This window comes from Streptosporangium brasiliense, assembly GCF_030811595.1.
GTDB classification, from domain to species: domain Bacteria; phylum Actinomycetota; class Actinomycetes; order Streptosporangiales; family Streptosporangiaceae; genus Streptosporangium; species Streptosporangium brasiliense.
The window spans coordinates 3,888,736-3,915,007 of sequence record NZ_JAUSRB010000002.1 but is presented as its reverse complement, the minus strand read 5'-3'; the positions used below and the strand labels follow the sequence as shown (position 1 = coordinate 3,915,007).

The 26,272-nt window shown below is 71.5% G+C and carries 21 protein-coding genes; 9 read left to right on the top strand and 12 right to left on the bottom strand.

Going from position 1 to position 26,272, the window contains the following annotated elements:
- The first annotated feature begins 141 nt into the window (after nucleotides 1–141).
- The 3 genes from J2S55_RS26685 (at nucleotide 142) to J2S55_RS26675 (ending at nucleotide 2,379) form a co-directional block, all read left to right on the top strand.
- Nucleotides 142–1,080, top strand: coding sequence for an inorganic phosphate transporter (locus tag J2S55_RS26685; protein WP_306866257.1), 939 nt, complete (start codon nucleotides 142–144; stop codon nucleotides 1,078–1,080).
- Complete coding sequence (locus J2S55_RS26680; protein ID WP_306866254.1) at nucleotides 1,077–1,709, top strand: DUF47 domain-containing protein; 633 nt, start codon at nucleotides 1,077–1,079, stop codon at nucleotides 1,707–1,709. Before J2S55_RS26685 ends, J2S55_RS26680 begins: the two co-directional genes overlap by 4 nt.
- A gap of 175 nt (nucleotides 1,710–1,884) precedes the next feature.
- A complete protein-coding gene (locus J2S55_RS26675; RefSeq protein WP_306866252.1) occupies nucleotides 1,885–2,379 on the top strand; it encodes an NUDIX hydrolase in 495 nt (164 codons plus the stop codon).
- A gap of 85 nt (nucleotides 2,380–2,464) precedes the next feature.
- Here J2S55_RS26675 and J2S55_RS26670 read toward each other — a convergent pair whose 3' ends face one another.
- The gene (locus J2S55_RS26670) at nucleotides 2,465–2,674 is read right to left on the bottom strand and encodes a hypothetical protein (protein ID WP_306866248.1); all 210 of its coding nucleotides are present in this window, start codon (nucleotides 2,672–2,674) and stop codon (nucleotides 2,465–2,467) included.
- A 343-nt stretch (nucleotides 2,675–3,017) separates the two neighbouring features.
- Here J2S55_RS26670 and J2S55_RS26665 point away from each other — a divergent pair, with 343 nt between their 5' ends.
- Nucleotides 3,018–3,893, top strand: coding sequence for a helix-turn-helix domain-containing protein (locus tag J2S55_RS26665; RefSeq protein WP_306866245.1), 876 nt, complete (start codon nucleotides 3,018–3,020; stop codon nucleotides 3,891–3,893).
- Between the two features lie 541 nt (nucleotides 3,894–4,434).
- Here the strand turns inward: J2S55_RS26665 and J2S55_RS26660 are convergent.
- From J2S55_RS26660 to J2S55_RS26650, 3 genes are all read right to left on the bottom strand, one after another.
- Nucleotides 4,435–6,435, bottom strand: coding sequence for a tetratricopeptide repeat protein (locus J2S55_RS26660; RefSeq protein WP_306866242.1), 2,001 nt, complete (start codon nucleotides 6,433–6,435; stop codon nucleotides 4,435–4,437).
- 163 nt (nucleotides 6,436–6,598) lie between these two features.
- Nucleotides 6,599–7,093, bottom strand: a complete 495-nt coding sequence (locus J2S55_RS26655; protein WP_306866240.1) for a GNAT family N-acetyltransferase — start codon at nucleotides 7,091–7,093, stop codon at nucleotides 6,599–6,601.
- Nucleotides 7,090–8,652: an NsdA family TPR-like regulatory protein gene (locus J2S55_RS26650; protein WP_370879702.1), complete on the bottom strand. Its 1,563-nt coding sequence runs from the start codon at nucleotides 8,650–8,652 to the stop codon at nucleotides 7,090–7,092. Before J2S55_RS26650 ends, J2S55_RS26655 begins: the two co-directional genes overlap by 4 nt.
- Before the next feature lie 337 nt (nucleotides 8,653–8,989).
- Between J2S55_RS26650 and J2S55_RS26645 the strand changes: the two genes are divergently transcribed.
- From J2S55_RS26645 to J2S55_RS26630, 4 genes are all read left to right on the top strand, one after another.
- Complete coding sequence (locus J2S55_RS26645) at nucleotides 8,990–9,274, top strand: hypothetical protein (protein WP_306866236.1); 285 nt, start codon at nucleotides 8,990–8,992, stop codon at nucleotides 9,272–9,274.
- 389 nt (nucleotides 9,275–9,663) lie between these two features.
- Nucleotides 9,664–10,671, top strand: coding sequence for a mechanosensitive ion channel family protein (locus tag J2S55_RS26640; RefSeq protein ID WP_306866233.1), 1,008 nt, complete (start codon nucleotides 9,664–9,666; stop codon nucleotides 10,669–10,671).
- 46 nt (nucleotides 10,672–10,717) lie between these two features.
- Nucleotides 10,718–11,116: a globin gene (locus tag J2S55_RS26635; RefSeq protein ID WP_306866231.1), complete on the top strand. Its 399-nt coding sequence runs from the start codon at nucleotides 10,718–10,720 to the stop codon at nucleotides 11,114–11,116.
- Nucleotides 11,117–11,139: 23 nt separating this feature from the next.
- Entirely contained in the window at nucleotides 11,140–12,675 is a 1,536-nt protein-coding gene (locus tag J2S55_RS26630; RefSeq protein ID WP_306866228.1) for a glycoside hydrolase family 13 protein, read from the top strand.
- A 159-nt stretch (nucleotides 12,676–12,834) separates the two neighbouring features.
- Here J2S55_RS26630 and J2S55_RS26625 read toward each other — a convergent pair whose 3' ends face one another.
- Nucleotides 12,835–13,416 (bottom strand): TetR/AcrR family transcriptional regulator, encoded by a 582-nt coding sequence (locus J2S55_RS26625; protein WP_306866224.1) that lies wholly within the window; start codon nucleotides 13,414–13,416, stop codon nucleotides 12,835–12,837.
- A 115-nt stretch (nucleotides 13,417–13,531) separates the two neighbouring features.
- Here J2S55_RS26625 and J2S55_RS26620 point away from each other — a divergent pair, with 115 nt between their 5' ends.
- Nucleotides 13,532–14,458 carry a zinc-binding dehydrogenase gene (locus J2S55_RS26620; RefSeq protein WP_306866221.1) on the top strand — a complete coding sequence of 309 codons (927 nt, stop codon included), beginning with the start codon at nucleotides 13,532–13,534 and terminating at the stop codon, nucleotides 14,456–14,458.
- A 34-nt stretch (nucleotides 14,459–14,492) separates the two neighbouring features.
- Here J2S55_RS26620 and J2S55_RS26615 read toward each other — a convergent pair whose 3' ends face one another.
- The 7 genes from J2S55_RS26615 to cobA all read right to left on the bottom strand — a co-directional run bounded on the left by J2S55_RS26615 (nucleotide 14,493) and on the right by cobA (nucleotide 26,125).
- Nucleotides 14,493–14,933, bottom strand: a complete 441-nt coding sequence (locus J2S55_RS26615; RefSeq protein ID WP_306866219.1) for an acyl-CoA thioesterase — start codon at nucleotides 14,931–14,933, stop codon at nucleotides 14,493–14,495.
- A 70-nt stretch (nucleotides 14,934–15,003) separates the two neighbouring features.
- Nucleotides 15,004–16,668, bottom strand: a complete 1,665-nt coding sequence (ettA, locus tag J2S55_RS26610; protein ID WP_306866216.1) for an energy-dependent translational throttle protein EttA — start codon at nucleotides 16,666–16,668, stop codon at nucleotides 15,004–15,006.
- Between the two features lie 26 nt (nucleotides 16,669–16,694).
- The gene (locus tag J2S55_RS26605) at nucleotides 16,695–17,993 is read right to left on the bottom strand and encodes a GGDEF domain-containing protein (protein WP_306866214.1); all 1,299 of its coding nucleotides are present in this window, start codon (nucleotides 17,991–17,993) and stop codon (nucleotides 16,695–16,697) included.
- A gap of 505 nt (nucleotides 17,994–18,498) precedes the next feature.
- Nucleotides 18,499–19,200, bottom strand: a complete 702-nt coding sequence (locus tag J2S55_RS26600) for a single-stranded DNA-binding protein (RefSeq protein WP_306866210.1) — start codon at nucleotides 19,198–19,200, stop codon at nucleotides 18,499–18,501.
- Nucleotides 19,201–19,333: 133 nt separating this feature from the next.
- Nucleotides 19,334–20,977, bottom strand: a complete 1,644-nt coding sequence (locus J2S55_RS26595; RefSeq protein ID WP_306866207.1) for a GTP-binding protein — start codon at nucleotides 20,975–20,977, stop codon at nucleotides 19,334–19,336.
- Nucleotides 20,978–21,119: 142 nt separating this feature from the next.
- A complete protein-coding gene (locus tag J2S55_RS26590) occupies nucleotides 21,120–23,012 on the bottom strand; it encodes a GTPase (protein WP_306866204.1) in 1,893 nt (630 codons plus the stop codon).
- 1,880 nt (nucleotides 23,013–24,892) lie between these two features.
- Nucleotides 24,893–26,125 carry a uroporphyrinogen-III C-methyltransferase gene (gene cobA / locus J2S55_RS26585; protein ID WP_306866202.1) on the bottom strand — a complete coding sequence of 411 codons (1,233 nt, stop codon included), beginning with the start codon at nucleotides 26,123–26,125 and terminating at the stop codon, nucleotides 24,893–24,895.
- Between the last annotated feature and the right edge of the window lie 147 nt (nucleotides 26,126–26,272).

Below are 26,272 nucleotides of genomic sequence, written 5' to 3'. Positions count from 1 at the left end.
ACCTCTGGGTAGGTATGTCCCTATCGGGGCACTGGGGACGCTACCCATGGACCACGAGCGAGGGCAGCCGTCATCCGCCTGTGGCCGCCACAGCCGGGCCGGCCTTGTCCTTCACCTGTTGTTCAGTTGGGATGTGGAAGCGTGAGCCTGGTCGCCCTGACGTCGCTCGCCGGACTCTTCGCGGTCGTCACCGGGGTCAACGACGGCGGCGCGCTCCTGGCGATCGGGCTGAAGATCCCCAGCATCCCGCCGGCGACCGGCGTGATCATGATGATGGTCACGGTCGCGCTGATGCCCCTGGTGACCTACCAGGTCGCCAAGACCTTCACCACCAGGCTGACGAGCATGGAAGGCCCCTACGGCCAGATCACGTTGACCGTCGCCGTACTGGCCGCGCTGGCCGTCGTCGCGGCCCTCAACAACCAGGGGCTGCCCACCAGCCTGACCCTCGCCATCGTGGGCGCCCTCACCGGTGCGCGCCTGGGCTGGGATCTGCCCGTCTCGGGCGGCGCCGTGCTGTTCGTGCTCGCGGTCGCGATGGCCGCCCCGTTCGTCGGAGGGCTGCTGGCGGTCCTGACGATCCGGCTGCTCGTACGGCTGGCGCACGGCCGCACGCTGCGGCAGTGGCACCGGGCCGGGTTCACCCTGCAGTGCCTGGCCTACGCGGCCAACGACGGCCAGAAGATGCTGGCCGTCTTCATGCTCACCCTCGGCCTCTCCAGCCCTCCGTTCCCCGTCTGCCTGGCCGTGGCGGCGCTGTTCGGGATCGGCGCCCTGTACGGCCTGCCGCGTGCCGGCCGTACGCTCAGCCGGGGGATCATCGCCTCGCGCCCGCTGCACGGCGTGACCGCCGAGCTGGCCAGCGGTGCCGCCGTGATCGGCTGCTCGGCGATCGGCGCACCGGTGAGCATGACCCAGACGATCGCCGGCGCCCTCATCGGGGCCGGGATGGCCGAGAGCGCCGGCCGGGTGCGCTGGCACGCCGCCACGAAGATCGTCTTAGCCTGGATGCTGACGCTGCCGGTGAGCGGGCTGCTCGCCGCGGCGGCGGCGCTCATCCTCCGGAGGGTGATCGTGTGAAGCGGCTGCGGCGGGTGCGGGATCTGATGGCGGGCCGCATGGACAGCGTACTCGTCGAGGCGCTGATCGGGCAGCTGGAGGCCACCAAACAGGGGGCCTGGCTGGCCATGGCCATGATCGGGGGTGACATGGGCCGGACCGACGCCCACGAGCGGATGCGCTCCATCGAGCACCGCGGCGACACCGAACGCGCCCGTCTGGTGGAGGAGCTGTCGGGCTCCCTGGTGACGCCGATCGACCGCGAGGACCTGTTCCGGCTGTCCCGCTCGATCGACGACGTGCTGGACTCCCTGCGCGACTTCGTCCGCGAGTCGCATCTCTACCGCGTCCGGGACCAGCAGCGCTTCGCCCCCATGCTCGACCAGGTGATCGTCGGCATCGAGGCCCTGGAGTCCGCGGTCCACGGCCTGGCGTCCCGCCCCTCGGTGATCACCCATGACGCGCTGGAGGCGAAGAAGGTCGGCGGCACCATCCGGCGCATGTACCAGTACGAGATGGCCCGCATCTTCTCCGACCCGATCAGCGCCGAGACCCTGAAGGAGCGCGAGCTGGTCCGGCGCCTGGAGATCGTCGGCATGGCGATCAGTGAGGCCGCCGACGCCATCGCCGACGGCGCGATGAAACGCTGACCCGCGCGGCACCGCGCCGGCGGACGGCCGGAGCACTCCGGCCCTGCGCGGGGACCTCCGGCACGGCTGACCGCGTAAGGCTGTCAGGTTGGGGACGTCTCCGCAGGTCATCCTGCTTTTCGGTAGGCGTTGTGGAAGGATTGGACCCGATGGACGGTGATAACGTCCCGGACTTATGAGCGACTCTCAGACGGACGGGGACGGCTTGCGGACGGACGGCTCCCCGGTGAGCGACCGGGCCGCGGCACGGGTGGTCTGCGTGGACGGCGACGGCCGCGTGCTGCTGCTGCACTGGCATGACCCGGTCAGCGGCAGGACCCTGTGGGAACCGCCGGGCGGCGGGATGGATCCGGGTGAGACGCCCCTGGAGGCGGCGCGGCGGGAGCTGACCGAGGAGACCGGGCTGCCGGGCGAGGCGGTGCTGGACCTCTGGGTGCCGGTGCCCCGGGAGTTCGACTGGCTCGGCACCCACTACGCCAAGACCGAGCGGTTCTACCTGGCGAGGTTCGAGGGCACTCCCGCGGTGGCCCCCGGCGCGTTCACCGCCGAGGAGAGCGACACCTTTCTGGGCTCCGGCTGGTTCTCCCCGGCGGAGCTGGCCGGGCTCCCCGACCCGCTGGAACCGCCGGACCTGGTGGAGGTCGTCTCCCGGATCACCCGGCTGGGCTGACCACGCTCGCGTCCGGCCGCTTCAGCGTGCGCCCCGTGGCCGCGGTCCCATACGCGTCTCTCCTCTCAGTGACGGTGGGAGCCTCTCAGTGACGGTGGGAGCCGCCGCCGCTGTTGACGGCGCCGTTGGAGCCGCCGCTGCCGTTGGCGGCGCCGTTGGCACTGCCGCCGTCACTCTGAACGGTGACAACGGCCTCAGTGCCGGCGCCGGCGGACTGGGCCGGCGTCGTCGCGGGCACGATGAGGGCGAAAGCCATCATCGTGCCAGCCGCGAGAGCGTTCCTGAGCTTGATCATGGTGGATCACTCCATACCGGATCGGTCACGTCCCGGGCGATGCCCGGGCCGGTGGAGCACCGGATCGGTACTGCGCAGCGCACCGACACGGTGCCTGGATCCCACGCTAGGCGGGGTGCCCTCCAGGAGGGTAGGAGTGTCACTCCCAGGGGTGGACCTCGCCGCCGACGGATGCCTCGGAGTGCCGGCGAGGAAGGGCGGGGAAGAGCGCGCACGCTGCGCGTCGAGGCCGTCACCGCCTCCGTTGGAGGGGCCGGCCCGGGAGCCGCGGAATACGGCACCTGGTCAACCGGTTTCTGCCACAAAGTGATGAATCCAAGCACACGCTTCACATGGTGATGAAATGGACAATCACAATCTTCTGGGTGAGTTCCTGCGCGCTCGACGCGAGGTCACCGCCCCCGAGCAGGTAGGACTGCCGCACTCCGGTCTCCGCCGGACTCCGGGACTGCGCCGGGAGGAGGTGGCGATGTTCGCCGGGGTCAGCACCGACTACTACATCCGTCTGGAGCAGGGGCGCGAACGCCATCCGTCCGAGCAGGTGCTCGACGCCCTGGCACGGGCGCTGGACCTCGACCCCGACGCCGCGGCGCACCTGCACGGACTCGCTCATCCCGGGCCACGGCGCAGGACGGCCGACGGGGCGGAACGGGTCAGCCCGGACCTGCTGCGGCTGATCTGGAGCTGGCCGTACACCCCGGCGCTGGTGATCAGCCGCCGGATGGACGTGCTGGCCGCGAACCCGCTGGCCACCGCCCTCTACGAGGGGTGGGAGCACGCGGACAACCTACTGCGGATGGTCTTTCTGGCCCCCGCCGCGCACGAGTTCTACCGTGAGTTCGGCCTGGACTGGGAGCAGGTCGCCCGCTCCAAGGTGGCGCACCTGCGCGCCGCCGCAGGGGCGGACCTCGACGATCCTCAGCTGACCGAGCTGGTCGACGAGCTCTCCTCCCAGAGCGCGGATTTCCGCCGATTATGGGCGCGGCACGACGTGTCCCCCGTACCGCACGCGGCCATGCCCCTCCGCCACCGCGAGGCCGGCGACCTGATCCTCACCTGCGAGGTGTTCGACGTCAACAGCGCTCCCGGCCAGCAGCTGGTCACCATTGACGTCGAGCCCGCCGGCGCCGCCGAGCGGGCCCTGGTCCTGCTCGGCGGGGACGTGACGCCGTCCGGCCGGGAAGCCCTCGGCCACGCGCTGCAAGCGGCTCACCGCTGACGCGGCAGGCCTCACCGCGTGCCGCCCGCGCTCACAAGGGGGAATTGACCGATGTCCTCCACAGGAAGGGGCTACGGCGCTCTCCCTGTGGAGCGGATCGACAAATGACGCGCCGGCCGGGCCCCGTCACTGGGGTAGACATATGTGCGACGTCGGCGACCGCACCGGCCCTGCTCCCCCTCAGCGCCTGCGGCGGCTACGACGGCGGGTGCCGACGGGACTTCCGCCCCGGTGCAAGACATATCCACCCGGAGAGAAGACAGCACTCCCTCCGGGAGAGGATCCTCACCCCAAACGGGGAAGGTGTGGATAAATCCTTACTTAGGGTAAAAATCAACACCTGCGATTCATCGGGAGGAGAAAAGCTCACCTCGGAGGGGCTGACCTCTCCTCCAGTGGGGTTTCTGTCCACCTCGCCCCAGTCTCTCCCCGCCCAAGCCACCTCACCCCGCCTCACCTCACCCAAGCCACCCCACCCCACCCCCTCCCACCCAAGCGGCACGGCTCAGCGTGGACCCCGGCCACGTCCGGGTCTTCCCGTTTAGAGCCCGAGGGCCTCACGGATGGCCGGGTCGTCGGGGTCGAGGTCGAGGGCATGGCGCAGATCCTCCTGCGCCGCCTGTTCCCTGCCCAGGGCCTGGAGGGCGGTCGCCCGGTTGAAGTACAGCTCCGGGCTCTCCTCGATCTCGATGGCCCTGGACAGATCGGTCACCGCGCCCTCGGCATCACCGGTCTCGTAGCGGAGGATGCCCCGGTTGGCCCAGGCGGCGCCGAGGGCGGGGGCGCTCTCCAGGGCGGTGTCGAAGGCCCGCGCGGCCTCCTCGAACCGCCCGGACGCGGTGTCGAGCTGCCCCTTCACGGTCAGCAGGTGGGGATTGCCCGGCATGAGCGCCAGCCCGGCCGCGACGTCGGCCCGCGCCTCGGCCTCCAGTCCGAGCACCGCCCGCACGCCCGCCCGGTTGATGTAGGCGTCCAGGTAGTCCGGGTCCAGCTCCAGCACGTGGTCGAGGTCGGCCCGACCTCCCTCCAGGTCCCCCAGCGCGAGCCGGAGCTCGGCCCGGTTGTAGTACGCCTCGGGCAGGGGCGGGCTCACCCGGATGGCGGCCTCGTAGTCGGCCAGCGCCTCATCGGTCAGCCCGAGCCGGAACAGGAGGTTGCCCCGCTCCAGGTAGTGGTCGGCGAAGAACGGGTCGAGGGCGATCGCCGCCGAGTACTCCTCCAGCGCCTCCTTGGCACGGCCCAGCTCCGCCAGGAGTCGGCCGCGGTTGGCGTGCAGCACCATCCGGTGCACCGGGTGCCGTCCCGGCGGCAGATCCTCCTGTGCCAGCTCGATGGCCGACTCGACCAGTGCCAGCGCCTGACGCGGCCGGCCCAGGCGCGTCTCGACGAGAGCCTGGCCGTTGCGGTCGAACCCCAGCTTGAAGGCCCGCTCACCCCGGTCGGGCAGCAGGGTGGAGATGGCGACGGCCTGGTTGATCCAGCCCGTCGCGCGCCCCAGGTCCCGCTGGGCCGGGTCGGGATGGCGGGCGTCGAGCATGGCCGTGCCGTAGGCCGAGGCCGCGTGCACCGCGGGGTCCTGGCTGCCGCGGCGGGCACGCTCGTAGAGGTCACGGGCCTCCTCCTGGCGGGACAGGGCCCCCAGGGCGGTGGCCGTACGCTGGATGAAGCGCCACCACAGGTCCGAGCCGGGCTCGGCCAGCCGCGATCCGCGCCGCCCCAGCTCGGCCACCGCGTCCAGGAAACCCTCCCTGACACAGTGGTCGACGGCGGTCCAGAGCGCCCCGGCCCCGCGTCCGCGGGGGTCGGAGCCGTGCTCACGGTGGAAGGGGACGGCGCCCAGGCGCGCGGAGAACTCACCCGCGGCCTCCAGCTCGTCGGCCCGCAGGTCGTGCAGCAGGGCCCGCTCCGCCGGGTCCAGCGCCTCGTAGGCGGCCCGCGACCACTCGTCGGTGCACTCGGAGGCCACGTGGGCGGCGGCGACGGCATCCGGCGGCATCCCGTCCGGGCCCGCGGACACCCGGGCGGGCACCGGTCCGCCGGAGCCCGCCACCCGGCCGCGGAACCAGGGCGGTGGCGCCTGTCCCGAACAGAGCACCATCGTCAGCAGCGCGGGATCCAACCGCCTGACCAGCACCGCGAGCAGTTCGAGGTCGGTCGGGTCGGCCTCGTGGACGTCCGTCACGACCAGCGTGCGGGACCCGCGCAGGCAGGCGCTGAGGAACTCCGCCACCCCGTTGGCGAGCCGCAGGGTGCGACGGGGCGCGGGCACGAGAATCCGCTCGTCGTCATCGATGTGCGCGTCCACGCCCTGCCGTCGCGCGGCCACCCGATCCCGGAGATCGGGGGCCACGCTGCGGATCTCGATGTCGTGGGCCGCGACCTGCGCCGGAGCCCTCTCCAGGACCTCGGGGACGACCTCGCGCAGGATCGCGCCGCCGACCGTGTAGGGGCCCCGCGACCGCCGGTGCCCGTGTACCACGAGGGCCGACGGATCCGTGCGGTCACCGGGGAACGACCCGGTCAGCCAGAGATGCTCCCTCACCCCTTGTGGATGACGCTGGCGGCCCCGCTCAACGTGGCGGTGCCGGGTTTACGGACAATGATCTTTTTCATCGTACCCCCCACGGGAAATGACTACAGGTACGATGAATAAGTATTCTGGCATTTCGCCGGATCGCAATGCTCAGCGTTAAATCAGTCTTAGGTCACTTAAATGGAGCAAGCTGCGACATGACCTCAACGAGATCTTTTTCCCCATAAAGCACGATGCACCCCCCGCGCTCTTCCCGTCCGATCTCCCGCCAGCCATACTTGCGGTAGAGCTCGATGGCGGCCGGCTGGTTCATTGTGGTGTCCCCGCGCAGGCGCACGTAGCCCAGCTCGATCGCCCGCTTCTCCAGCGCCTCGACCATCCGGGCGCCGAGCCCCCGCCGCTGAAACTCCGGATGGACCCGCAGGCGGCACATCTCCACCGTCCGGTCGTCGACACGGCGGAGCCCGCCCATCGCGATGACGCGTCCACCGGGGACCTCACCCACCAGGAACTCCCCCCGGTCGGCGATGTAGATCTCGTTGATCTGCGGGAAGTCGTCCTCGTAGTAGACGCCGTCCCCCGGCGCGAGACCTACCTGAGCGAGACAGATCTGATGCAGTGCCCAGACGGACTCCAGGTCGGACCAGCGATAGCGCCGGAGCCTCATGTAGCGGCGTCCGCGACGGGGTCCACCGCCGGTGTGGCGCGCAACGTCTCAAGGTAGTCCTTGAGCGCGGGGTGGCCGGGGGCCCTGGCCTCCGCCGCCCTGGCCACCTCGTGGGCGCGCTGCATGAGGATGTCGGGCCGGCAGCCCTCGCCCAGCCCCGCGAGCGCCGTCTTGGCTATCACCAGCGCCTCCTCCAACTCGCCTTCGAGGAGCTTGCAGGTGGCCCGGTCGAACTTGATGATCGTGGGATCGAGCCAGTCTCCCGGGCCGTATTTGGTGAGGGCCTGCTCCAGGATGAGATCGGCCTCCATCGCCTGCCCCAGCTTCACCAGCGCGTCACCCTGGTGGAAGTAGAGCTGACGCTCGGTGTAGCCGAAGGTCGCGTCGTCCTGGTCGGCCGCCGTCATCTGGGAGAAGGCCGCCCTGGCCCGCGACAGCGCCCGCTTGGCCTGGTCGACCACGTCCTTCTTGCCCGCCCCCGACATCATCGCCAGCGCGCGGGCCTCGAAGACCGGGGCCATCGCCTGGGCGGCGCACGGCGTCTGACCGGCCAGGTCCCGGCTCTTCCTGGCGAGGTTGAGGGCCTCGCGCGGATCCCCGTAGTAGAGCGGGACCAGGGCCTCCCTGGCCAGGACCCAGGCGCGGAGCGCGCGGTCCCCGGTGTCGTCGGCGGCCGTCCGGCCGGTCCTGAAGAAGGACCGGGCCATCCTGTGGTCGCCGAGGTTCACCATGATCATGCCGCTGAGCCCGGCGAGCTGCGCCGCCATCCGGCACAGCCGTTCCTGCAGGTCCACCGGCTGGCGCCGCTCCATGGCCTTGCGCACGGCGCTGAACTCCAGCAGCACGTCGCACAGCAGCCGCAGCGGCGGTGTGTTCATGTACTGCCGGCCGAAGCCGATGGTGGCTTCCTCCCACTGGTCGAGCATCGCAGGCGAAACGGTGGCCGAAACCAGGGTCTCGTCCATCCTCCTGCGGATGTTCTCCACAGATCCAAGCACCTGTCCGTCCAGCGCCACGCCGGTGCCGGCCAGGAGCTGCAAAAGCGTCCTCCGTAGCACGTTCTCGTCCTCCTCGCCCCCGTCCGCGGAAGGGTCGCCACCGGTCGGCTTGATCGACAGCTCGCGCGGACCAGGGGAAGTGTCGGGTCTTCCATCCTGGAGATCACCTCGGCCGGTGCCGGGCATCTTGTGGCCGTGGCCGCAGATGCACGGACCGTCGTATCCGAGGGAGGCCGGCTCGACCCGGTAGGCGGAACACAGGTAGTGGAGGTATTCGGGCCCCGGACGCTTCAGCCCGCTCTCATAGGCGGACAGGAGCGTCTCTCCGATACCCGGCGCCGACTTGCCGTCGCGTTCGAACAGCGCCCGTATCTGTTCGATCACGTCGGCGAGAGCGACACCGTGCGCGAGGCGATGACCCTTGATCCGCGTGGTCCCGAACTGGGGACCGCACCTGTCGTGGATCTCCTCGGCGATCTGAGCCGGCTCGCGCCCCGCCGCCAGACCTCTGGCCCGGATCTGCCGCGCCAACTCCGTCTCCCTGTGCTGCCTGCCGGACATACCGGCCCCTCTCTCGCGGCCAGCTGGGCTGGCTGGCACACTAGTCCCGACCGGTCCTCTCCCGCTGACTCAGTGTGATTTAGTTGTCGCACTGTGCCTACCGAGAATGATGGACCAACTTTGGCTCACCAGGAACGCGCGAATAGAGCCATCGGCTAAGGATCGTCCACCAGCGGACTGCTTCTTTCAACCTACTTGGGAGAAGGCGCATCCTGATCTTGGTCTCCCCTCCGTTGACCCATCGGCCCAGGTGAGTCATCTTTGGCCAACCAGCACTGATCCGTGTAATCAAACGGACACGATCCGGTGCGGGACAGGCGATATGAGGAGGGACGAGGTGGGGGAAGACGACTTCGGACACCTGGAGCGATTGGTGTCAGAACTCGACTCGCGCGGACTTCACGCCCGAGTGGTGCGGACCCAGGCGGGGCGCGCCTTCGTGCGCGTGATCAACCCGAACGCCACCAGCCTGGCGGAGAACGTCACCTGCCGAGCACAGGCCGCCCCCAGCCACCGGGACTGGTACTACTGGTGGTCCTGGGGAGAGCGGATGCACACGGCGAAAGACCCGGCCGGTGCCGCGACCAAGGTCGCACGCGTACTCGCCGCGGTGGGGGAGTGAGATGAGCGGTGGCCCGGAGGGAGTCGCAGCCCTCCGGTCCGCCGCCCCCACCGCGGCTCGGCGGGGCCGGCGGGGTGACCGGTGCGGAGCGTCCTCGGACGCTGGGCACCCCACCGGCCCCGGAACATCAAACGCAGACTGCCGTCCGGATCCGTCCGGACGGTGATCGGAGGGATCCCCCTCGGAAACGGCACGGGACACGCTTCCGGGTGCGTGCCCCGTCCGAGCCGCCCGTCACCGGAGTGTCCGGCCCCGCCCCCCGCGGCCCCGGGCCCGGACCTCCCGTCTCCCCGGCGTGATGTGACGGCGGCCGGTTCGGTCGGCAATATGGGTAGGCAACGCGAGTTGCCCGTTCTGCCCACCGATCCGATCCGAGAGGGATCTGCTCCGTGTTCTTGCTCGCCCCCACCCCCGCACCCACCACCGACGCCACCGGCGCACCCGTGGTCGATGACATTCTCAGGATGGGCGCCGGCCTGACCAACGGGTGTGAGAACGGCGGCGGGGTAATCTGCAGCCTCATGCAGTCCGTCCTGCCCGCCGCCTGGGCACCTGTGATCGCGAGCGCGATCGCCATCGTTCTCATCGTCGCCATCGCCCTCCTCCTGCGCAACGTGGCCAACCGGCTGATCACCCGCGTGGTGAAACGCGCGTCCTCGGCCAACGGCGGCTCGATCGCCGGCCGGCTGCGCGGCAAGCAGATGGTGACGCTGGAGGGGCTCGACGCCGTCGCCGCCGAGCGGCGCAGGCAGCGCGCGGAGACCATCGGCTCGGTGCTGCGGCCCGTCGCCTCGATCGTCATCCTCGGCACGGCGGCCCTGACCGTCCTGGAACGGCTCTCCGTCCCCATCGCCCCCCTGCTGACCAGCGTCGGCATCGTCGGCGTGGCCGTCGGCTTCGGCGCCCAGGAACTGGTCAAGGACTTCATCGCCGGCATGTTCATGCTCCTGGAGGACCAGTACGGCGTGGGCGACGTGATCGACGCGGGCGCGGCGGTCGGCACCGTCGAGGCGGTCACCCTGCGCATCACCCGCCTGCGCGACCTCGACGGCCGGGTCTGGTACGTCCGCAACGGCACCATCACCCGCGTCGGCAACGAGTCCCAGGGCTGGTCCCGCGCGACCGTGGACGTCCCGGTGGCCTACGCCTCCGACATCCCGGCGGTCCGCGACCTGCTCAAGGACGTGGTCGAGGACATGTGGAACGACTCCTCCTACCGCGACAGCATCATGGTCGAGGAGCCCCAGGTCTGGGGGATCGAGCAGATCTCCGACACCGCCCTCGTCTTCCGGATCAGCGCCAAGACGATCCCCTCCCGGCAGGCCGAGGTCGCCCGCGAGCTCCGTATCCGGATCAAGTCCGCCCTCGACCGCGCCTCCATCGCGATCGCCGGCTGACCTCGCCCAGGCATGGGGCCGGCCGGAGTCGCTTAGGCTTGGGGGCGTGTCCGCTATCCCCGAGGAACCTCAGTCCTTCTACGACGCGGTCGGCGGCGAGGAGGCCTTCCGGCGTCTTGTCCACCGCTTCTACCAAGGCGTCGTGGACGACCCACTGCTACGACCGCTCTATCCCGAGGACGACCTCGCCGGGGCCGAAGACCGGCTCCGGCTCTTCCTGATCCAATACTGGGGTGGGCCCAACACCTACAGCGCCCAGCGGGGGCACCCGCGGCTGCGGATGCGGCACAACCCCTTCGTCATCGGCTCGGCCGAGCGCGACGCCTGGCTCAAGCACATGCACGACGCGGTGATCTCGCTGGAGCTCCCCGACGACCTGGAGAAGCGCCTGTGGGACTACCTCGTCTACGCAGCGCACAGCATGGTCAACGCCCCTGACGCATAAACCCCGCCAGGTGAGGGCAATCCATGCACATGGAGACCCCCTGGTGGCGTGATGCCGTCGTCTACGAGATCTATGTTCGCAGCTTCGCCGACGCCTCAGGAGACGGCGTCGGCGATCTCACCGGTGTCCGGCAGCGCCTTCCCTACCTCGCCGAGCTGGGCGTGGACGCGATCTGGCTGACCCCTTTCTACCGCTCCCCCATGGCCGACGGCGGCTACGACGTGGCCGACTACCGCGACGTCGACCCGCTGTTCGGCACCCTGACGGACTTCGACGCGCTCGTTGCCGACGCCCACGCCCACGGGCTGCGGGTGATCGTGGACATCGTGCCCAACCACAGCTCCTCCGAGCACGAGTGGTTCAAGGCGGCGCTGCGCGGTGAGGGTCGCGAACGCTACCTGTTCCGGGACGGCGGTGAGCTGCCGCCCAACAACTGGCAGTCGACTTTCAGCGGCCCGGCCTGGACCAGGACGCCCGACGGGCAGTGGTACCTCCACCTGTTCGCCGCCGAACAGCCCGACTTCAACTGGCGCAACCCCGAGGTGCAGGCCGAGTTCCTCGACGTGCTGAGGTTCTGGCTGGACCGGGGGGTGGACGGGTTCAGGATCGACGTGGCGATGGGCCTGCACAAGGCCGAGGGCCTGCCCGACACCCCGGCGGAGGGCCAGGCCTTCAAGGCCGAGTCGCCGATCTGGGGACGGCCCGAGGTGCACGAGGTCTACCGCGAATGGCGCAAGGTGCTCGACTCCTATCCGGGCGAGCGGATGGCCATCGGCGAGGTGTGGACCGACTCCGCCGAGGACCTCGCCCGCTACGTCCGCCCCGACGAGCTGCACCAGAGCTTCAACTTCGCCTGGCTGGAGGCGCCCTGGTCCGCGACGGCGTTCCGGAAGGTCATCGATGACACCCTGGCCGCCGTGACCGCGCCCACCTGGGTGCTGTCCAACCACGACGTGGTCCGCCACGTCACCCGGTACGGCGAGGGCCTGGACAACTCCACGACGGGCCTGGCCCGCGCCCGGGCGGCGCTGCTGGCCATGCTCGCCCTGCCGGGGTCGGCATACCTGTATCAGGGAGAGGAGCTCGGCCTCCCCGAGGTCAAGGACCTTCCCCCGGAGTCGCGCCAGGACCCCATCTTCGCCCGTTCCGAGGGGAAGCTGCCCGGCCGGGACGGCTGCCGGGTCCCCATCCCGTGGTCCGGCGCCGCCGAGCCGTACGGCTTCTCACCCGACGGCGCCCGGCCGTGGCTGCCCCAGCCGGTCGAGTGGGCCGCGCTGAGCGCCGACCGCCAGGCGAGCGATCCGGGGTCGACCCTGAGCTTCTACCAGGAGGCCCTGCGCACCCGCCGCGAGCTGCGCGGCTCGCTCACCGACGAGATCATCTGGCTCGACTCCCCCGAGGGGGCGCTCTTCTTCACCCGTGGCCCCCTGACCTGCGTCATCAACTGCGGATCCGAGGCGGTGCCGCTCCCGGCGCACGACCGGGTGCTGATCGGCAGCGCCCCCGTCGACGGCTACCTGCTCCCGCCGGACACGGCTGCCTGGCTCAGCACCTCCTGAGAGCCGTCCCCGGCGCACACGTCCCGGACCGCCGTCGGCGCACCCGCCCCGAGCCGCCGGCGGCAGGTCCGGCGCGGGTCTCGCCGTACGGCCCGGCGGCGGAAGAGTGCCCCGGGGCCCGGCGGTCGGTGGCGGAGGAGTGCTCCGGGCGTCCGGCGGTCAGCGGCGGGGCGGCGAGGTCAGCAGGGCGATGACCATCTCCTGCACGGACGCGGTGAAGCGCCGTGGATCGTCGCGTGTCAGATGCCTGATCAGTTTGCCGTCGAACACCGAGAGCAGCGCGTGGGCGAGGAACTCCGTGTCGAGGTCGGGACGCTCCTCGGCCAGCAGGTCGCGGATGTGGCGGTGCCAGAACCGGTAGCTCGGGTCGGCGTGCTTGTCCTCCGCGCACGCCTGCTCGTGGGCGGTCAGGAGGGCGGCGTTCTGCTCGGCGATGCCCCCCAGCCCGTCGAGGAAGGCCAGCAGGCGCTCTCTCGCGGGCGCCCCCGGGCCCAGCGGCGGCGGCCCCTGGCTGACGGCCTCCCGTAAGGCGAGCGACCGCTCTTCGAGGAGCGCCTGCATGAGGCCGGCGCGGCTGCCGAAGCGGCGGAAAACAGTGCCCTTGCCGACACCGGCGAGAGCCGCGACCCGGTCGAGGGAGACGTGTTCGTCCCCGCCCTCCTCCAGCAGCCGCTCCGCTGCCTGAAGGACCGCTCGCCGGTTCCGTGCCGCGTTGGCGCGCTCGTGACGCTCTTCGGCCATCCGTTGTCCTCCAGTTAGCGGACCGTCAGTCCGATATGATACAACCGCTCCCTAGCGGACCGCCGGTCCGGTAACGGCGTCAGGACAGAGATCCGTCGCCTCACGAGGAGGACCAATGAGCATCCGTGCGCTCGTCGTCGACCCGACCGCCCCCGCGGCCCTACGGGTGGACGATGCCGCCGAGCCCGCACCGCGCCCGCACCAGGCAGTGATCGACGTGCGTCACATCTCTCTCAACCACGGAGAGATCGCCTTCGCCCGGCAGCAGGAGCCGGGGACCGTGTCCGGCTACGACGCCTCCGGCGTCGTGGCGCAGGCCGCCGCGGACGGCAGCGGCCCGGCCGTCGGGGCCCGCGTCGCGGCCTTCGGACCGGGCGCCTGGGCGCAGCGCATGGCCGTCGACGCCGACTCCGTCGCCGAGGTCCCGGACGGAGTCGACCTGGCCGACGCCGCGGCCCTGCCGATGGCCGGCGTCACCGCGCTGCGCACGCTGCGGGCCGCCCCGATCCTGGGCAGGCGCGTCCTGATCACCGGCGCCTCCGGCGGCGTCGGCCGGCTCGCCGTCCAGCTCGCGGCGCTGGGCGGTGCGCATGTCATCGCGTCGGCCGGCTCGGCGGCGCGCGCGGAGGGCCTGGCCGAGCTGGGCGCCCACGAGGTGGTCATTGGCCTGGAGGGCGTGGACCGGCCGGTGGACGTGATCCTGGACAACGTCGGCGGGCCCCAGCTCACCGCCGCGTGGGCGCTGCTCGCTCCCGGCGGGAGCGTCCAGAACATCGGCTGGGCCTCCGGCGAACCGGCCGTCTTCGCGCCGTACTCGTTCTTCTCCCTCGGCCCGTCCAGGTCGATGAACAGCTTCGGCGACACCACCCCGTTCGGCGCCGACCTGTCCACGCTGCTGCGATTCGTCGCCGACGGCAGGCTCCTGCCCGAGGTCGGCTGGCGCGGCCCCTGGGAAGGCATCGCCGACGCCGCCCAGGCACTGCTCGACCGGAAGATCCCCGGCAAGGCCGTACTGGACGTCAGCCCTCGGACCACCGGCTGACCACGGCCGCCGGAGCAGAGGCTCCCCCGGCCCGTTACTCGGCGGCGAACCTGCGCAGGTAGCTCAGCTCATAGGGGTTCAACCGCCGGGGAGCGGCCTTCTGCACGTCGTAGGCGACCATCACGGAGCGGGCCCGCACGAAGACCTCTTCGCCGTCGCGGATCTCGTAGTCGAGGGTGAAGCGCACCGGCCGGATCTCCGTCACCCACGTCTCCACCCGGACCGGGTCGGCGCGGAAGGTCAGTGGACGTCTGTAGTCGATCTCGTGCCGGGCCACCACGAGCCCCCGGAAGGGCGCCGCCCCCTCCCGGTGGAGGTCGATGTGGAACATCTCCAGGCGGGCGTCTTCGAGGTAGTCGAAGAACCGGACGTTGTTGACATGGCCCAGCGAGTCGATGTCGGCGAACCTGACCGCTCTGGGGAACACATGCCGGTGGGTACGGCTCACGTCGCCGGTCACGCTCTGTCCAGACACATCGGAAACGGTAGCGGGCCTCCGGCCCCCGCTGTACGGCGGGGCGCCGGAGGCCGCTTGAGGCCCCGCGTCAGTCGCGGGTGAGCTTACGGTAGGTGACGCGGTGCGGACGGGCCGCGTCGGCTCCCAGCCGCTCGATCTTGTTCTTCTCGTAGTCGGCGAAGTTGCCCTCGAACCAGAACCAGTTCGAGCCCTCCTCCCACGCGAGGATGTGGGTGGCGATGCGGTCGAGGAACCACCGGTCGTGCGAGGTGATGACCGCGCAGCCCGGGAAGTCCAGCAGCGCGTTCTCCAGGCTGGAGAGCGTCTCGGTGTCGAGGTCGTTGGTCGGCTCGTCGAGCAGCAGCACGTTGCCGCCCTGCTTGAGGGTCAGCGCCAGGTTGAGCCGGTTGCGCTCGCCGCCGGACAGGACGCCCGCCTTTTTCTGCTGGTCCGGGCCCTTGAAACCGAACGCCGCGATGTAGGCGCGAGACGGCATCTCGACCTGCCCGACCTTGATGTGGTCGAGCCCGTCGGAGACGACCTCCCAGACGTTCTTCGTCGGGTCGATGCCACCGCGGCTCTGGTCGGCGTAGGAGATCTTCACGGTGTCGCCGACGACGATGCCGCCGTCGTCCGGGGTCTCGCTACCGGTGATCATCCGGAACAGTGTGGTCTTGCCGACACCGTTGGGACCGATGATGCCGACGATGCCGTTACGCGGCAGGTCGAACGAGAGGCTGTCCATCAGGACGCGGTCCTCGAAGCCCTTGGTGAGCTTCTCGGCCCGGATGACCGTGGTGCCCAGGCGCGGGCCCGGCGGGATCTGGATCTCCTCGAAGTCCAGCTTGCGGTGCTTGTCGGCCTCTGCGGCCATCTCCTCGTAGCGCTGCAGACGCGCCCGGCTCTTGGTCTGGCGGGCCCGGGCGTTGGAGCGGACCCACTCCAGCTCCTCCTCCAGGCGCTTCTTGCGCTTGGCGTCCTTCTGGCCCTCCAGCTTGAGCCGCGCCGCCTTGGCCTCCAGGTAGGTGGAGTAGTTGCCCTCGTAGGCGTGGCAGCGGCCGCGGTCGAGCTCCAGGATCCAGCCGGCCACGTTGTCCAGGAAGTAACGGTCGTGGGTGACGGCCAGGACGGTGCCGGGGTATTTCTCCAGGTGCGCCTCAAGCCACTGGACGCTCTCGGCGTCCAGGTGGTTGGTGGGCTCGTCGAGCAGGAGGAGATCGGGCTGCTCGAGCAGGAGCTTGCAGAGGGCGACCCGGCGCCGCTCACCACCGGAGAGCTGGGTGACCTCGGCGTCCGGCGGCGGGCAGCGGAGGGCGTCCATCGCCTGCTCGAGCTGGCTGTCGAGATCCCAGCCGTTGCGGTGGTCCAGCGCGTCCTGCAGCTTGCCCATCTCGTCGAGCAGCTCGTCGCTGTAGTCGGTGGCCATCAGCTCGGCGATCTCGTTGAACCGATCGAGCATGGCCTTGGTCTCGGCGACGCCCTCTTCGACGTTGCCGAGCACGGTCTTGGATTCGTTGAGCGGGGGCTCCTGCTGAAGCATGCCGACGGTGAAGCCGGGCATGAGCCGGGCGTCGCCGTTGGACGGCTGCTCCAGACCCGCCATCATCTTCAGCAGCGTCGACTTTCCGGTGCCGTTGGGACCCAGGACGCCGATCTTCGCGCCCGGCAGGAACGACAGCGTCACGTCGTCGAGGACGACCTTGTCGCCGTGCGCCTTGCGCACGCGCTGCAGTGTGTAGATGTACTCCGGCATGCCTTCTAGCTTAGGGCCTGTCAGCCTTAGCTAGGGGCGGCCTCGGGACCCGGCCTGCGGGCCGGGGGCACGGTGGTGACGGGTAGGCAGATCCGGTCGCGGCCGAGCTCCTTGGCACGGTAAAGGGCCAGGTCAGCAGCGGCGAGCAGCTCGATCAGGTCGTCGCCGTGCATGGTCATGACCGCGACGCCGGCCGAGATGGTCACGGTGACCATGTTGTCGTCGGCCGGGACCGCCATCCGCCCGATGCGCGACCGCAGCCGCTCGGCGACCCGGCGGGCCTCGGTCACGTCCGCCCGGGGCAGCAGGACGACGAACTCCTCGCCGCCGAACCTGCCCACCACGTCGTAGTCACGGAGCTGGCTGCGGATGGTGGCGGCCACCCCGACCAGGACCTGGTCGCCGATCAGGTGGCCGTAGGTGTCGTTGACCCGCTTGAAGTGGTCGATGTCGACGATCAGCAGGGCGAGCGTCTCGCCGGTGCGGCGCGCCCTGACGATCTCGGTGTCGGCCTCGCGCTGCCAGGCCGCGGCGTTGAGCAGGCCGGTCTTGGAGTCGGTGCGGGCCGCGGCCTGCAGCTGGGCGTGGAGCAGGCTGCGCTGGAGCAGGACCACCGGCGGCAGCGCCAGCAGCAGCAGCGCCAGGTTCAGGCCGCAGGTGATGGCGACGAGGACCCCGAGGCAGAGCTCGACCACGTCGAGCAGCAGGCTCTCCCGGTTCCACAGGACCTCCCGCCAGCGGCTGTCGGGGGCGGCGGTGTGCGCGGCGACCGCGATCAGCGCCGTGTTGAGCACGGTGAACAGGACGGCGCAGCCCACGGCGACGAGGATCGGCCCCCCGGCCCCCGCGGTGAGGGCGGTCAGGTCGCCGACGACGGTGTGGAACAGCACCGAGGCCGCGCACCCGGCAAGGCCGATCGCGGCCGAGCTGAAGACCCTCCGGTAGACGACCGTCTCGCGCACCCGTTTCTGCAGGAGGATCTGTAGCGGGATGGGGGCCAGAAGCGCGTAGACGGGGGGCAGGAGCAGCGCGGCGGGCAGCCACCAGGCGGACAGCAGGTCACGGGAGACCCCGGCGGGCATGCCCAGTCGGCGGGTCGCCTCGATGCAGACGGCTCCGCACGCCATCAGCGCGGCGAAGGTGAGCAGGTCCTGCCGGCGGAAATCGGTCGACAGGGCGGAGAACCCGATCGCCACCAGATCCAGCGCCACGATCCCGCAAAGGTAGACGACCAGCGCACGGCGCTGCCCAAGCAAGGGCCACCGATTGGCCAAGGCCGCCACGCCGCCGCGCCGTTTGACCGAGGTGTGAATGGGTGCCGCCATGTCGCCCCCTTCTCCGACTAACGATGTGTAACACGATAGTTGCGGAGTGTGCGCCGCGCGACAGCAACCGCTACCTTTGGCAGAGTGGGTCTCCCATCAGGTGGCCCACGACTGGGAATCGCTCACTCCGCGAGCGGACCGTGTGGGAAAGGAGCAGCCATGCTGCGGGGCGTGACCTGGACCTAACAGGTGCTTCGGGCATCTGACACGGGCAAGACCATCGGCCGTTTCCTCGGCGTCTCCGCGCTCGTCCGGCGGGGCACCGACCGCGCTCGGCCGATGCCCCCTCCTCTTTCGCTCCGGTCCCCTTCCGGGACACACCTCACTTCACTCCTCGCCGGAGATGCGCGAACCGCCGTCGGGAAGCCCCTGCCTTCCGGCTGCCGGAAAGCCTCTGCCCCGCCTGCCGACAGCGCCCCTGTCGGCGGCGGCCCGTCTCGGGCGCCGTGCGCGCCCCTCGCCGGCAGTGGTCCGTCCAGGCCGTCATGCCTCAGGCCACCATGTCTCAGGCCGCCATGCGCGCCTCCGTGGGCCACGGCGTCTCGTCCGTGGAATCTCCGTCGGTCATGTCCGCCCCCCTGGCGATCATCTTCTCCTGTTCGGCCCCCGTCTCCCCCTCGGACACGCCGTGATCTTCCGTGTTCGGCCCGGTCCCGGCGGCGCCCGCCCACGTCAGGCCCCTCCCCGCCCCGGCCCTCTCCCCCTCGTCCGGCCCGTCCTTCACCAGGCTCAGCGCGCCGGCGGCCCCGGCCGCCGCGGGGACGGCACCGCCCATGGCCCAGTCGTAGGTCTCATGGTCGAGCTCGATCCGCTCCTCGCGCCCCAGCGAGGGGGCCACCCCCTGCCGCTGCGGCTTGCTGAAGCTCCCCAGGCCCCAGCGCAGGTCGTGCCCGAGCGAGCCGGCCTCCACCTCGGGCATGAAGCGCCGCTGGCCCTCATGGGTGAACTCGCGGATCCGCAGTCGCCCCTGGACCACGATCGGCTGGCCCACGTGGACCGACTGGGCGACGTTGTCGGCGAGCCCGCGGAAGCAGCGGACACCGAAGTAGGTCGTCTCACCGTTGCACCACTGCTGCTTCTCCCTGTCGAAGTAACGGCTCGTCGAGGCGACCTTGAGCGAGGTGACCCGTGAGCCGTCGGGGAAGGTGTGCTGGCGCGGCGGAGCCGCGACGTTGCCGGTCAGCGTGACGTAGATGTCGTTCATCATGTCTCCCTTGAGAGCGGGCGGACTGCCCGTGGCCTGGGAGACACGATGGCCCGGGCCGCCCCCGGCACAGGCCGCCGAATCACGCTCTGTGGATTACCGCCGGCGCCGGACGGGAGCTGTGGACGGCGCGGGCTCAGCCCTGCACGCCCCGCATGGCGGAGTAGAACTCGTTGTATCGGGCCAGCTCGCGCTCCACCGGCTCGATCACCATGCTTCCGGCGACCCCGCCGACCCTGCGGCGCATCTCCCGCTCCAGCCGGTCGCGCTCGCCGCCCGCGCCGAGCGCGACGAAGTTACGGCTGGCCACCGCGGTGAGCAGGCCGAGCCCGAGGACCGAGAGCGCCATCAGCCCGACCCACGGCAGCGAGGCCGCCTCACCGAACACCGCCAGGCCCGCCGGCAGCGTCCCGACGCCGAACACACCGTAGGCGAGAGCCGTACCGCACCAGGCGAGACCCGCGACGAACAGCAGGACCAGCAGGTACTGCCAGATGAGGAGCAGCCGCCACCAGGAGGGGACCCGGTCCAGGCGCGGGGCGACCTCCGACAGCTCCTCCGACAGCACCTGCGGCAGCTGGAGCGAGCGGGAGCGGGCGGCGTCCCTGATCCCGTTGCGCCAGGCCTCGTGCATGCCGGAGGTCAGCCCGTCGACGAGAGCCTGCACCGCGTTGTCCACCTCGGCCGGCTGCGCGCTGACCGAGCCGCCGGTGAGACCCCGGATCTCGTCCCTGAGGTCGCCCAGCCGCAGGCTGTTCAGCGGGTCGGGCCGGAGCTTGGCGGCCCAACGGGTGTACGGCCAGCCGACCCACTCCATGGACCGCACGCCGTAGACGTTCTCCATCGCCTCGCCGACCGCCGGCACGCCGACGGCGTCGCAGAGCGCGTCGGTCAGGCCGATCCGGCGGGCGTCGTCGATGGAGGCGGAGGCGGCCGGGACCTCACCGTCCGGCATGATCTTCGCCAGGCGGAGCGTGAGCCGGTCGAGGTCGGCCTCCAGCCGCTGGACCGCGGCCCGGCGCCTGGTCACGGTCTCGGCGAGGACCGCCTTGAGGCCGTCCACCCCCCTGCCGGTGATCGCCGAGGTGGTGACGATGACGGGATTCTCGACGCCCTCGCGGCGGAGCAGGTCCTCCAGGTCCGCGACGCACTCGGCCAGCTCCTCCGGCTCCAGCCGGTCGGCCTGGTTGAGCACGAAGATCGTCACCGCGTCGTGCCCGGCCAGTTCGGTCACGTAGCGGCGGTGTGTGGAGGCGTCGGCGTACTTCTGCGGGTCGAGCACCCACACGACGAGGTCGGCGACCTGGATCAGCCGGTCGGCCTCGGTGTCGGTGAGCGCCCGGATGGAGTCGTGGTCGGGCAGGTCCAGCAGGATCAGCCCGTGGAGGCGGCCTTCGCCCTTGTCCAGGGCGCTGGCCCGGGCGAAGCGGTGCCGCCACTGGATCTGCAGCCAGTCGAGCAGCGGGCCGGCGCCGTCCAGGCCCCAGACGCAGGCGTGGGTGCGTGCCGTGGTCGGGCGGCGGACGCCGGTGGGCGACAGCTCCAGCCCGGAGACCGAGTTGAACAGGGTGGACTTGCCGCTGCCGGTGCCCCCGGCGAGCGCGACCACGGTGTGGTCGGAGGAGAGCTTGAGCCTGTCACCGGCGCGCAGCAGCAACTGCCCCGACTCGGCCAGGAGCTTGGGGTCGACTCTGCCCGGCCCCAGCTCCACGATCCGGGCCAGCGCGGCGAGCCGGCTGCCGATCCCCTGGCGCGTCTGGGTGGTGCCAACAGTGGTCATGCTCGCTTACCGTTCCTCGTCCGCTGCGCGGATCGCTCGTATCTCACGGGCCGTCGTGCCGGAGGCACGCTCCGGGAACACTCCGCTCACCACGCCGGGCCCGCTCCCCGCCGCGGGCCGCTCCCCGCTCCTGGCCGGCTCCTCATCGGGCGACCTCAAGACTGTAGGTCGCCTGGTGAAGGCGGGTGGCGGCGGACCCGTCGGGGATGCCCGCCCCGTCGAGGGCCTGGACGTAGCGCGACATCTCGTCGTCGAACAGCATGCCGATCCGGGCGCGCAGATCGCTGCGGGCCTTGGCGCCGATGTTGCGCAGCGACTCCGCGCCGAGGAGCGCGTGGACCAGCCGTTGCGGCAGCGCGCCGGTGACGGCGTTCTCGCCCTCGGCGGCGCCGTCGCCGAGCAGCCCCACCGCGAAGATCAGCGACAGGGACTCGACGTCGAAGGAGACCAGCCTGGCGACCGCCCGCTTGGTGACGCCCTCGGTGCGGATCAGCTCGATGATGTGCTCCTGCCAGGCCGCGACGGTCCGGCCGGTCCGGCGCAGGAGCTCGTCGGAGGCACGGCCGAGCCCCGGGACGGCGGCCAGGCTCTCCCCGGCGCCGGGACGGTGCAGCCACCGGGCAACGGCCTCCTCCGCGGCGCGCTGCGCCGCCGAGATGACAACGGACTCCACCGCGGCGCGGAGCGCGGACTTCAGCGCGCTGAGCCGCTCGGGGGCCTGGTGACTCGCCTTCCCGGCGAACCGGCCCGGCTTGCGCAGGTGCAGGGTCCTCATGAGATCGCCCGAGCCGGCGAAATCCTGCCAGCGGGCGAGCACCTCTCCACGCAACAGCGAGCCGTCCCTGGTCGCCCCCTCGATCTCGGCCAGCGCGCCGGCGTAGGCGGCGTCCACGTCCGCGCGCAGCTCACTCCGGAAGACCACCTGGGCCTCAAGCTGCCTGGCCAGAGCCGGGATCCGGGTGCGGAAGCTGTCCAGCACCCCGGACAGGGTCGCCTGTACGGCCTGCGCCCGGCGGCGGTCGTCGACCGACAGCTCGGTCAGCCAGAGCCGGAGCTCGGTGACCTCGTGGTCGGGGAGCATGCCACCGGTGACCTTGCTCTCGTCGACGACGAAGCGGTCGACCTCGCCGAGGCCGTACTCGGCGAGCATCCTGAAGAAGTGCTTGGTGACCACCTCCCGGGACCTGGGGGGCACCCGGGACAGCACGATGGCCAGCCTGGCGCCGCGCTCCTTGGCCAGGCGGAGGAGCCGCCAGGCCGGGGCGTCGGCGTAGCGGGCGGCGGTGGTGACGAAGATCCACAGATCGGCCGTGTCGAGCATCCGGTGGGCGATCTCGTGGTGCTCCTCGACGACCGAGTCGATGTCGGGGGTGTCGAGCAGGGCCACGCCCGGGGGGAGGCGCTCGGCGGAGGCGAGCACGAGGCTGCCGGGATCCGCCTGGGGGTCGGGCGCGTCCCGCCGCCGCAGGCTGCCGAGCAGGTTTCCCCCGGCGAACCACTCGTGGTCGTCGGGGTGGCAGACGAGGACCGGTGTGCCGGTGGTCGGGCGGCGCACGCCGGTGGCGCTGACCTTGGCGTTGGCCAGGGTGTTGATGAGCGTGGACTTGCCCGCGCCGGTGGATCCGGCGACCACGACGAGCGCCGGCGCGGTGCTCATGTGGACCCGAGGGATCACATAGTCGTCGAGCTGGGCCAGGATCTCGCTCTGGGTCCGCCTGGCCTCCTCGGCTCCGGGAAGGTCCAGGCCGAAGCGGAGGTCGGTGACGCTGGTCCGCAGGACGTTGAGCGCGTTGGTCAGGGCCGCCGAGACGGCATCGGGCAGCAGCACCTCCCGCACCCGGTCGTCCCACGCCTCCTCGGCCGCGTAGGTGCCGTCCGGGTCATCGTCGACGGAGCCGCCGGGCCCGTCCGGACCGGAGGGCTCCTCCGAGCCCTGCGGATCGAGGGAGGCCGCGCCGTCCGGGGAAGCATCCGGGGCGGAGAAGCCTGCGTCGTCCAGGGAAGCGCCCGAGGCGGAGGAACCTGCGCCATCCAAGGACGCGTCCCGGACCGAGGAGCCTGCGTCATCGAGACCCGCGCCCGGGGCAAGGAAAGCCGCGCCGTCCAGGGAAGCACCCGGGGCGGAGGAACCTGCGCCGTCCAAGGACGCGTCCGAGGCGAGGAAGGCCGCACCGTCCACGGACGCGTCCCGGACCGAGGAACCTGCGCCACCCAGGGACGCGCCCGGGGCAAGGAAAGCCGTGTCGTCCGGGGACGCGCCTGGGACTGATCCGGTGTCGGTGGCCTGGTCTCCCGTTCTGGCATCGGTGCCGGCCGGGACTCCGGCTCCGGCTCCGGCTCCGGCTCCGGCTCCGGGAAGACCTGCCCCGGTCTCTCCGTCCGCTCCGCCCATCCGCTCCGCGCGGAGCGGAGGAGCGTCACGACCGGCGCGGGAACCGGCGGGGTCACCGTCCAGGGATGGAGCGGCGGGACTCACGGCAGGGAGCCCCGTGTCGACGCCGGATGCCCGTCCGTCACTCCCCACCTGGGAAGAAGGGCCTTCGGCGTCCGCGCCAAAAGGGGTGAACACCTCGGCCGGCGGCGTGGCACCGGCCTCGCCCGCCGTACGGGAGGCGGCCGCGGCGGCGCCCCGAGGCGAGCCTGTGGCACCGTGAGGCGGGCCTGCGGTGTTGCTCCCCTCTCGGGGAGCGGGCGTCCCGCCGGTCAGGGAGGCGATGGTGGCCTCGGCGGCGGCCGCGGCCGCCCGGAAGGCGGCGAAGGCGTCGTCCGGAGCCGGAGCGGCGGCCCCACCCGCCCCAGGGACGACGGCGCCGCCTGGAGACGGCGCGGAGGCACCACCCGACTCACCGGAACCGGCCGCACGACCGCTCGGAGCGGGAGCGGAAACGTCGCGACCCCACACGGAACCGGCTCCGCCGGCCGGAGGCGAGGACGGGAGACCAGCCCGCTCACGAGGAGTGACCGCACCACCGGCTGGAGAAGGCGCCGCGGGCGCGGCACCCCGCTCGCGAGGACCGGCCGCATGACCGCTCGGCGCGGGAGCAGCTGGAGCAGCGACGCCATCCCGCGCGGAACCGACCGCATGACCGCTCGGCGCGGGAGCGGAGGCGCTGTCCCGCTCGCGGGGACCGGCTGCGCCGCCCGGAGACGGAGTGGGCGTGTCACCGGGCCGGGGAGCAGCGGGTGTCCCGCCGGTCAGGGAGGCGATGGTGGCCTCGGCGGCGGCCGCGGCCGCCCGGAAGGCGGCGAAGGCGTCGTCCGGGGCCGGAGCGGCGGTCCCACCCGTCCCGGATGGGACGGCCTCACTGCCCGGGGGCGGGGCGGACACCTCGCCTCGCCACGCGGAGCCCGGCCCACCGCCCGGCGAGGGCGGAACGCCGCCCCGCTCACGGGGGCCGAGCGCGCCACCGGCCGGAGCAGCACCCGCGGCCGTGACACCCCGATCATGTGGACCGGTCGCGTGCCCGCCCGGGGAGGACGCGGGGGCGCCACCGCCGCGTGCGGGACCGGTGGCCGGGGACAGACCGGCTCCGCCGTCCCGCTCACGGGGACCGGCCGCGCCGCCCGGGGACGGAGTGGGCGTGTCACCGGGCCGGGGAGCAGCGGGTGTCCCGCCGGTCAGGGAGGCGATGGTGGCCTCGGCGGCGGCCGCGGCCGCCCGGAAGGCGGCGAGGGGGTCCTCCGGGGCCGGAGGCGGGGCGGCGGGGCGGCCGGTCTCGTGGGTGGCCTGCGGGCGAGGGGTGAAGGCGTGAAGGGGCGCCGCGTCATCGTCGGGCGGGATGGCGCTGAAGATGACCGTCTGCTCGCCGGGAGACTCGGCGTCGTCCGACGAGATGTCGTCGGACGACTCCTGAGAGGCGCCGGCGAGGCGGTGGTCGCGCTCGCTCGGATGAGTGGGCTTGTTGGCAGCCGACTTCACGGTACCCGCTCCGCTCGAACCATCTCGACCTCCTGGCCGACCTTCACGACATCGCCGACGATCACGATCGCAGGTGGCCGAATCCCAGCCGCGGTCACGCGCTCGGCCACGGTGGAGAGCGTGGCGTAAAGAGCGCGTTGGGTGGGAAGAGTACCGTCCTGTACCACCATTACGGGAGTTTCTGGCGAACGTCCGTCTCGGATAAGCGTTTCGGCGATTGTTCCGATCCGTTCGACGGCCATCATGAGCACCAGGGTTCCGCCGGACCGTGCCAGATTCGGCCAGTCGACGGTGGATCTGGCATCGCCGGGCGGAACGTGCACGGAGATCACATGGAACTCCTGGCTCACGCCACGGTGCGTCACCGGCACGTTGGCCGCGGCGGGCACCGCGACCGGGCTGGTGATCCCGGGGACGACGAGGACCGGGATGCCCTCACGGGCGCAGGCGAGCATCTCCTCGCCGCCCCGGCCGAAGACGAACGGGTCGCCCCCCTTGAGCCGGACCACGAACTTGCCCTGCTTCGCGTGCTCGATCAGCAGCTCGTTGATCTTCTCCTGGGCCATGTAGCGGCCGTAGGGGATCTTCGCGGCGTCGATCAGCTCGACGTCCGGGGAGAGCTCGTCGAGCAGGGCCTGCGGGGCGAGGCGGTCGGCGATGACCACGTCGGCCTGGGCGAGCAGCTGCCGCCCCCGGACGGTGATCAGGCCGGGGTCGCCGGGACCGCCGCCGACCAGGGCGACGCCGACCGGCTTGGTGCGGTTGCGCCGGGCGTCGACCGTGCCGTCGCGGAGTGCTCCCACGACGGCGTCCCTGATCCCCGCGGCGCGGCGGGGGTCGCCGCCGGCGGTGATCGCCACGCTGATCTCGTCCACCCGGCCGCTGGCGGGGGTCCAGGCCGCCGACGCGTCCTTGTCGTCGGCGCGCACGCACCAGACCCGCTTGGCCTCCGCCTCGGCCGCCACCGCGGTGTTGACCGCGCGGTCGTCGGTGCAGGCCTGGACCAGCCAGGCGCCGTCCACGTCACCGACCTGGTACGGCCTGGCCTCCCAGGTCACGCGGCCGGTCGCGATGAGATCGTCGAGGGCGTGGGTGACGCTCGTCGAGACGATGGTGACCAGGGCACCGGCGTCCAGCAGCGCCGGGACCCGCCGCTGGGCGACGCGTCCTCCGCCCACGACGAGCACCCGCCGCCCGGAAAGTTGCAAACCGAGCAGGTAGGGCGACATGGTGACAGATCTCCCGTTCGCGATGAATGGTGAAGCATGGCGTCTTAAGAGGTAAACCTACCGGCTAATGGTCTGCTGTTTGCTGCCCCCGTGTTAACAGGGTAAAGAAAGGGCTGACCGCGATTCACCGGTGGTGTCCGGACCGTG

Bases quoted from the DNA above. Each gene is read 5' to 3' on its own strand.
- J2S55_RS26675 (WP_306866252.1), top strand. From the start codon at position 1,885: ATGAGCGACTCTCAGACGGACGGGGACGGCTTGCGGACGGACGGCTCC.
- J2S55_RS26670 (WP_306866248.1), bottom strand. From the start codon at position 2,674: ATGATCAAGCTCAGGAACGCTCTCGCGGCTGGCACGATGATGGCTTTC.
- J2S55_RS26665 (WP_306866245.1), top strand. From the start codon at position 3,018: ATGGACAATCACAATCTTCTGGGTGAGTTCCTGCGCGCTCGACGCGAG.
- J2S55_RS26655 (WP_306866240.1), bottom strand. From the start codon at position 7,093: ATGAGGCTCCGGCGCTATCGCTGGTCCGACCTGGAGTCCGTCTGGGCA.
- J2S55_RS26650 (WP_370879702.1), bottom strand. From the start codon at position 8,652: ATGTCCGGCAGGCAGCACAGGGAGACGGAGTTGGCGCGGCAGATCCGG.
- J2S55_RS26630 (WP_306866228.1), top strand. From the start codon at position 11,140: ATGCACATGGAGACCCCCTGGTGGCGTGATGCCGTCGTCTACGAGATC.
- J2S55_RS26625 (WP_306866224.1), bottom strand. From the start codon at position 13,416: ATGGCCGAAGAGCGTCACGAGCGCGCCAACGCGGCACGGAACCGGCGA.
- J2S55_RS26620 (WP_306866221.1), top strand. From the start codon at position 13,532: ATGAGCATCCGTGCGCTCGTCGTCGACCCGACCGCCCCCGCGGCCCTA.
- ettA (WP_306866216.1), bottom strand. From the start codon at position 16,668: ATGCCGGAGTACATCTACACACTGCAGCGCGTGCGCAAGGCGCACGGC.
- J2S55_RS26605 (WP_306866214.1), bottom strand. From the start codon at position 17,993: ATGGCGGCACCCATTCACACCTCGGTCAAACGGCGCGGCGGCGTGGCG.
- J2S55_RS26600 (WP_306866210.1), bottom strand. From the start codon at position 19,200: ATGATGAACGACATCTACGTCACGCTGACCGGCAACGTCGCGGCTCCG.
- J2S55_RS26595 (WP_306866207.1), bottom strand. From the start codon at position 20,977: ATGACCACTGTTGGCACCACCCAGACGCGCCAGGGGATCGGCAGCCGG.
- cobA (WP_306866202.1), bottom strand. From the start codon at position 26,125: ATGTCGCCCTACCTGCTCGGTTTGCAACTTTCCGGGCGGCGGGTGCTC.